The organism is Candidatus Defluviilinea gracilis, from assembly GCF_057138825.1.
Window position 1 is genome coordinate 1 of record NZ_DBNHEF010000041.1, and the last position, 6,595, is coordinate 6,595.

Annotated in this window: 7 protein-coding genes and 1 pseudogene; 5 read left to right on the top strand and 3 right to left on the bottom strand. The window is 56.6% G+C overall.

Annotated elements, in window-relative coordinates; translation table 11 throughout:
- The first annotated feature begins 179 nt into the window (after positions 1 to 179).
- From AC16KF_RS05070 to AC16KF_RS05080, 3 genes are all read left to right on the top strand, one after another.
- Positions 180 to 1,118 carry a diacylglycerol/lipid kinase family protein gene (locus AC16KF_RS05070; RefSeq protein WP_484036214.1) on the top strand — a complete coding sequence of 313 codons (939 nt, stop codon included), beginning with the start codon at positions 180 to 182 and terminating at the stop codon, positions 1,116 to 1,118.
- Between the two features lie 4 nt (positions 1,119 to 1,122).
- The gene (locus AC16KF_RS05075; protein WP_484036215.1) at positions 1,123 to 1,593 is read left to right on the top strand and encodes a hypothetical protein; all 471 of its coding nucleotides are present in this window, start codon (positions 1,123 to 1,125) and stop codon (positions 1,591 to 1,593) included.
- Positions 1,594 to 1,838: 245 nt separating this feature from the next.
- Positions 1,839 to 2,207 (top strand): gamma-butyrobetaine hydroxylase family protein, encoded by a 369-nt coding sequence (locus tag AC16KF_RS05080; protein ID WP_484036216.1) that lies wholly within the window; start codon positions 1,839 to 1,841, stop codon positions 2,205 to 2,207.
- 20 nt (positions 2,208 to 2,227) lie between these two features.
- On the opposite strand, the gene AC16KF_RS05085 is transcribed toward AC16KF_RS05080, so the two are convergent.
- The 3 genes from AC16KF_RS05085 to AC16KF_RS05095 all read right to left on the bottom strand — a co-directional run bounded on the left by AC16KF_RS05085 (position 2,228) and on the right by AC16KF_RS05095 (position 5,257).
- On the bottom strand, positions 2,228 to 4,060 hold the full coding sequence (locus AC16KF_RS05085) for a tetratricopeptide repeat protein (RefSeq protein WP_484036217.1): 1,833 nt from the start codon (positions 4,058 to 4,060) through the stop codon (positions 2,228 to 2,230).
- A gap of 67 nt (positions 4,061 to 4,127) precedes the next feature.
- Entirely contained in the window at positions 4,128 to 4,697 is a 570-nt protein-coding gene (gene amrA, locus AC16KF_RS05090) for an AmmeMemoRadiSam system protein A (RefSeq protein ID WP_484036218.1), read from the bottom strand.
- Positions 4,698 to 4,741: 44 nt separating this feature from the next.
- Positions 4,742 to 5,257 (bottom strand): flavin reductase family protein, encoded by a 516-nt coding sequence (locus AC16KF_RS05095; RefSeq protein ID WP_484036219.1) that lies wholly within the window; start codon positions 5,255 to 5,257, stop codon positions 4,742 to 4,744.
- Between AC16KF_RS05095 and AC16KF_RS05100 the strand changes: the two genes are divergently transcribed.
- Positions 5,256 to 5,798: a VOC family protein gene (locus AC16KF_RS05100; protein ID WP_484036220.1), complete on the top strand. Its 543-nt coding sequence runs from the start codon at positions 5,256 to 5,258 to the stop codon at positions 5,796 to 5,798. The genes AC16KF_RS05095 and AC16KF_RS05100 overlap by 2 nt on opposite strands.
- Positions 5,799 to 5,924: 126 nt before the next feature.
- Positions 5,925 to 6,595, top strand: a pseudogene (locus tag AC16KF_RS05105) (hypothetical protein); the annotation flags it as partial.

Consider the following 6,595-nt stretch of genomic DNA (forward strand, 5'->3'; position numbering starts at 1 on the left):
CCAACAGACAAACCACAGAGTCACCGAGTCACGGAGTTTTTTTAATTGTTTTTCTCCGTGTTTCCGTGACTCCGTGGTTAGGGTTTCCTGTCTGTAGTGAAACTCATCTACATACTTTTAGCGCACCTGTTGCAATCACCCGGCAATGAGACGGTCGAGCCAGCGGGTATAATCTCTTCATGCGCAGCGCGGTCATCATCTACAACCCGGCGGCGGGGAGATTTTCCGTCAAACCGTTCATCAACTCGGTGGCGAAGACCCTCGCATCGGCGGGGTGGAGCGCCGAAGCCGCAGAAACCCAAAACGGACCGCACACGGTGGAGTTGGCGAAGCAAGCCGCACTCGAGAAAAAAGACGCGGTGTTTGCCGTCGGCGGCGATGGCACGATCGGCAACGTCGTCAACGGGTTGATCGATTCGGATACCGCGCTGGGAGTCTTGCCGGCGGGAACCGCAAACGTGTGGAGTATCGAACTGGGCTTGCGCCCGTTCACCCTGACAAATTTCTGGGTATTGAAACACAACGCGCAAACCCTTGCCCACGCGCCCTGTTACGCGATTGACGCGGGCGTATGCAACGACACCACGTTCATGATGTGGGCGGGCATCGGGCTGGACGCGCTGACCATCCACGCGCTCGAGCCGCGCATCCGCCTTGAAAAATTTTTTGCCTTTCCGGAGTTCACCGCGCAAACCCTCATGCAAGCCGCGAACTATAACGGCGTGAAGTTGCGGCTGTGGGCAGACGGGCAGGAAGTGGAAGGGCAATATATCGTCGCCGTTGCCACGAACATTCGTCATTATCTCGGCGGGCTTTCGAAACTTTCACCCGATGCCTGTCTCGACGACAACCTGCTCGACCTGTGGTTATTCAGCGGCAAACACCTCGGCGACGCGCTCCGCCATGCGTATGAGATGATGACGGGCCGCCATATCAACTCGGATGTGGCGCGCAAGATATCCTTTCGCTCCTTGCGCATCGAGGGCGAATCGCCGTTTTTGATCCAAACCGACGGCGAGCCGCGCGGTTCCGCGCAACAAGTAAACATCCATATTAAGCATGGCGCGTTAAAATTACTCGTCCCGCCGCGCGGGATGGATTTGTTGAAACATAAATGAAACCATGAACCTTAGACAACTCTTCAACCGACGCGTGATGCTCGGCGCGCTCCTCATCGCGGGCTTGTTGCTTCTCATCACCGTCATCTCCATTGGATTCACCTCACCGCTTCAACCTTCGGACGTGGGGTTTGCCCCCGCCAACCTGACCGTGATCGCCGCCCCCACCGTAACCTCCAACGCGCCGCCCACGCCGACCATCGACCCTTTCGCGCCGACCCCCGTCCCCACCGGCATCGCCATCGGCAATTATGTGCAGATCACCGGCACCGATGGCGAGGGACTTCGCATCCGTTCGGAGGCGGGACTCAACAGCGAGTCGGCATTCCTCGGCTTCGATTCAGAGGTCTTCCTCGTACAAGATGGACCCGTTGTGCTCGATGGATATGTGTGGTGGTTCCTCGTCGCCCCGTATGACGAAACACGCAACGGCTGGGCGGCGGCAGACTTTTTGAGTTATATTCCATCGCCGTAAAAAGATGTGCCGCAAAGTTCACTTTGCGATTGCGCGACGAAATACAACAAGCGAATAACAGGATCGATCTTGTCTTTCTCTACCGTACATAAGAAGATTTTTACCGCAAAGCACGCTAAGGTCGCCAAGTTAAAAAGGTTTTCTTTGCGTTCTTTGCGGGTGTCGCATGGCGACACTTAGCGGTGCACATGTACGATAGAGAATCTTGTCTTATGGATTGCCACATTGATTTGGAGGAATACAATATGACCGAACACCCCACCAACATCACCGCCAACAAAAAGACGCGCGAACTGACCATCGTGTGGGACGACGCGCACACCAGCGTGTATCCCTTCGATCTGTTACGCGCGGCATGTCCGTGCGCTTCGTGCCGCGGCGGGCATGAAAATATGAAGCCCGAACCCGACCCCAATGTGTTCGTCCTCAAAATGGCGGAGTCGCCATCCACGCGGCTCGCAAACGTGGTGAAGACCGGCTCCTACGCGCTGACCCTCGTTTGGGAGGATGGTCACGATTACGGCATTTACAACTGGCATTACCTGCGCGCGTTATGTCCGTGCGAGGAGGATCGGAAAAAATTTGGGAACGCTGGTGAACAAAAAAACGACTGATTTCTCAGTCGTTTTTTTGTTCACTTCGTCGGCGTAGGACTCGGTGTGCGTGTGGGGGTTGGGGTGGCGGTCTTCGCTTGGGAGGGCGAGCCAGTCACAAGGGGGGTGCGAGTCGGAGTCCGCGATTTGGTGGGGGTGACGGCGGGAGTCGATGTGGGGATTTCCAACAGATGTTCTTCGGCAACCGCGCGTTGTTCCGCGGTGGTCGCGTCTTCGGGTAAATCCAACAGCAACTGCCAATATTCGGCGGCTCGATCGAGTTCGTCGCGCGCCTCATACACAGCGCCCGCCCAGAAATACGCGGTGGCGCGTTGTTCATCCGTTTCGGCGAGGCTGATCGCCTTCTCGATGATCTGTAACGCGCTCCCGTTGCGCTTCTGGATCAAATGCGCGCGCGTCAGGGCAATGTTGAACTCGAACAGATCGGGGTAATAGACCAGCAGGCGGTCAAGATCCTCATCGGCGGCGGCGCCGTTCCCCAATTCAATGTTGGCATAGAAACGATAGAGGTATGCCTCGCGCCGGTTGCGGTCGATGCCGATCACGCGGTTCATCGCGCCGATGGTCTCTTCATATTCGTCATCGGCAAATTGCATCCTGCCGAGCAACATGTAAGCGTCCGCGTCGCCTTCGTTGTATTTCAGGTAAATATTGAGAACGCGCGTCGCATCGGCGGAGTTGCCGGTCGCTTCATACAACTGACCGAGCAACAGATAGGTGGGCATATGTGTGGTGTCGAGTTGGTTGGCATGCAGGGCGGTGGTCAGCGCGAGGTCGATCTCCCCTTCGCGTTGCCGCGCCACAGCCAGCGTGTAATACACCAACGGTGAATTCGGCAGGAGGCGGTTGGCGTTGTCGAGATCGGCGATCGCGCCGACGATATTGTTATCGCGCAAACGGACTTTTGCGCGCTCGAGATACGCCTCGCCAAAGTTCGGGTCGAAGCGGATGGCTTCATCGAGCAATGGTTCGGTGTTCGCGCCGGGGTCGATGTGAATACGCGCCCGCGCCAGCCCCACGTAGGCGGGACCAAATTCCCCGTCCGCTTGAAGCGCGAAGTTGTAGGCGTCGATCGCGCTCGCCATATCGCCTTTGAAACGATACGCCTCGCCGATGTAATAGTATGGGTCGGCATATTCAGGTTCGAGTTGCGCGATCTCCTGCATTGCCGCGATTGCCTCATCCCAGTTTCCGCTTTTAAAGGCGTTATCAAATCTGCTGTACATATCCATCGTCAGCGGCGAGCGCGGCGTGTTGACGTATAACGCCGTGGGCGTATACGGAACTTCAAGCAATTCAGAGAAGGGGAACGGCGTGCCGGCGGCTTGAGGCTCGCTCGTGGAGTTGAGCGCGGTGGGGGTAAATGTCCACGTGGGCGATGCCCCCGGTGTAATGGTGGGAGGACGCGCTTGTTGCCGCGCCGGAACAACGAACCCGAAATAAACAAATCCCGCCAAAGCCGCGATCAACACGGCAATTCCACCAAGGCGGAAGACCGGGCTGGCTTTGACTGCCGCCCAGCCCTTGGGCTTCGGCTTTTCGTGCGCAAGCAAAAGTCTTTGTTCCCATGCGCGCGGGCGATTAAGGGAAAACGGCTGGATAGTTTCGTCCGGCGGAAGCGAACCGAGCAAGATCAAGCCGCGCTTGGCGGTGACATTTTCAGGGTCGAGTTTGAACGCCGTTTGCAGGCAGTAGATGCGCTCTTTTTCCGTATCCACTGTCGCGCTCATCCACACCCAATAGGTTGCGTTGCCCTGGTCGGTTTTGAGCAAACCCGTGAGTAACTCGCGGGCTTTCGCTTTATTTCCCTCGCGCAACGCCTCCACTGCCTCTTGGAAGACTTCGTCGGTCATGCGCTGATTTTACCCCACTCAGGATACTCATTGCCACAAAGCGCGCCGGCAATCCTGAGAAGGTCGCTCACTCGTGAAACTCCTCCACTTGATAGACGAGCGCCTCGAGATGTTTTTTTCGCCACAGGTCGTAGTCCGCGCCCATCTTATAACATAGGTTATCCATGAACTCGCCGGGCTGTGGAATCTTCTCCCAGACCTGCGGCAGGAACGTCGCCCGGCGAACGCCATCGCGCAGGACGACTCCATCCACATGCGGCTTCAACTTAGACAGGAGGTCGGCGGCATCTTTGTACTCCAGCGGATGCGGACGGGTCAACCTCGAAATTTCGATCTGGATCGCCCCTAGTTCGCCTTCCCTCACGGGTGGAAAACGCGGATCCTCCAACGCCGCAGAAACCGCGTGTTCGCGCACATCCTCCGCCAGCGGCTGATACGCATCCAACGCGCCGATGCACCCGCGCAGGGTTCCGCGAATCGTCAACGTGACAAACGACGCGCCCTCCGCGCGCAAACGTTCCGTCAGCGGCGCAACGTCCAGCGGCGGAAGCGCCTCCCCTTTCACGCGGCATATCATCGCCTCGCGCGCTATGCGGAGGAGAGTCTGTTGTTCTTCGAGGGTAAGTTTATCTTGCATGAGGTTACCTCCCTCATCCTCATCCTGTCCTTGAATGAACAAGGCTAGGGTGAGGGTGAATTCAACTTCCAATACACCCGGTTATGATACACAAGCGGATCGCCTTCGCCCGCTCCCTGCGCCGCGATCACCTCCGCCACGAACAATGTATTCTCGCCAACTGTATGCATGCTCAACACACGACAATTGAAAAACGCCATTCCGCCTTCGATCAACGGCGCGGGGATGGAAAGCGTTGTGGTTGGTATGCCTTCGAACCGGTTAGTGACCTGCGGATGTTTCCCCGCGAAGCGGCTCGAAAGCTCCTTCTGCGAGGCGGAGAGGACCGTCACCGAAAACTCGCCGGACTTCTCGACCAGTTCATGCGTGTGGGTCAGCCTCTTCAAGGTGACGCATACCAGCGGCGGCTCCAGCGAAACGGACGTGAACGAGTTGACCGTCATGCCATATTGCTGACCGTCATGCGCGGCGGTGATCACCGTTACACCGGTCGTCCACGCGCGCATGGCGCGGCGGAGGGTTTCTGAATCGAGCTGAGGTAAGTGGGCGTGTTGAGCCATGATGCGGTCTCCAGAGCAAAGTCATCATAACGGCGAGGGATGGGCGAGTCAAGATAAAAAATTTCCCGTCCATGGCAGGTTTACTTTCATAGTGACGGTCATGCCTTCGCTAAAAGAACGGGGATATAATGCCGATATGACAAACGATCACCCCGTTCTCGAATTGCGTATCGCATTCACCGTAAAAGACTTTGAACGCGCGGTGAAATTCTACTGCGACGGACTCGGCATCGAACCCGCCGCCATTTGGAACAACGGAGACGGTCACGCGCTCGTCCTCGATATGGGACGCGCCACCCTCGAACTCTTCGACGAACCCCAAGCCGAGACCATCGACTCGCTCGAAGCAGGGGAACGCCTCAGCGGACAGATCCGCTTTGCCCTGCAAGTGCCCGACCTGCACGCCGCCATGGACAAACTCCTCGCCCACGGCGCGACCCTCGTCCACGAGCCTGTGATGACTCCCTGGGGCGATTACAACGTCCGCTTGCAAGACCCCGATGGGATGCAGATCACGTTGTTTCAGGTGATGGATAGTTAATTGAATAAGGTAGGACGCTGGAAATGCGTCAGTGTGTATTCGTGGACGGTTTCCACTCTCACGAAGAGAGTCCGCTTGATCAGGAGCAAACTTGAGCAAGGGATGTGAATAGGTCTGGAGGAAGATATGTCTCATATTCGTCGTTCCTTTGCAATCGTGATGATCTTGTGCATCGGGTTATCCGCCTGCGCCACAGCGACTCCCATTTCGACAACAACTCCTGGTCCCACCGAAACACTGACTGCAACAGCAAGTCCGCCAACGCTTACGTCGACCCCCACCCCCGAACCGACGGCGAACCCTGAGGACGCCTACTATCAATCCCTCACTGCTGAACAGCAGGCTCTTTTTGACCAAACCAAAGACATGACGGGGGAGGGCTTCACCCGCCAGTTCCTCGCCGAGCAAGGGCTAACCAGTTACCTTGCCTACTACGATACAGACGGCGAAGTCGCTTTTGTGTGGAATTTCGAGCAGGGAAAACCAAATCCCGCCCTCAAGATCGAAAATAATCTACTCATCAATGAAACTTCAGGGAGCCATATTATCTGGAACCCAGAACTCAACAGGGCGGAGGCGCAAAAAACTTTAGCCGATTATTTTCGATACGCAAGAGCCAGAGTAATCGCTGGGGCGAACCATGTGGAACTGGGTAACACGCTTGAGAGCTCTCTGGCAAATCCCTTGGCGCAACGGTATCTGGAAGAGGGCAGAAGAGTTACGCTACTGCCAACTTCCCGAAATTACACAAATGTAGATGGAAGCCCCGCAAGATTTAGCGTCCCCGCTCAAAAAAT

Excerpts from the sequence above, each read along its gene's own strand:
- AC16KF_RS05070 (WP_484036214.1), top strand. The coding sequence starts at position 180 with ATGCGCAGCGCGGTCATCATCTACAACCCGGCGGCGGGGAGATTTTCC.
- AC16KF_RS05075 (WP_484036215.1), top strand. The coding sequence starts at position 1,123 with ATGAACCTTAGACAACTCTTCAACCGACGCGTGATGCTCGGCGCGCTC.
- AC16KF_RS05080 (WP_484036216.1), top strand. The coding sequence starts at position 1,839 with ATGACCGAACACCCCACCAACATCACCGCCAACAAAAAGACGCGCGAA.
- AC16KF_RS05085 (WP_484036217.1), bottom strand. The coding sequence starts at position 4,060 with ATGACCGACGAAGTCTTCCAAGAGGCAGTGGAGGCGTTGCGCGAGGGA.
- amrA (WP_484036218.1), bottom strand. The coding sequence starts at position 4,697 with ATGCAAGATAAACTTACCCTCGAAGAACAACAGACTCTCCTCCGCATA.
- AC16KF_RS05100 (WP_484036220.1), top strand. The coding sequence starts at position 5,256 with ATGATGCGGTCTCCAGAGCAAAGTCATCATAACGGCGAGGGATGGGCG.
- AC16KF_RS05095 (WP_484036219.1), bottom strand. The coding sequence starts at position 5,257 with ATGGCTCAACACGCCCACTTACCTCAGCTCGATTCAGAAACCCTCCGC.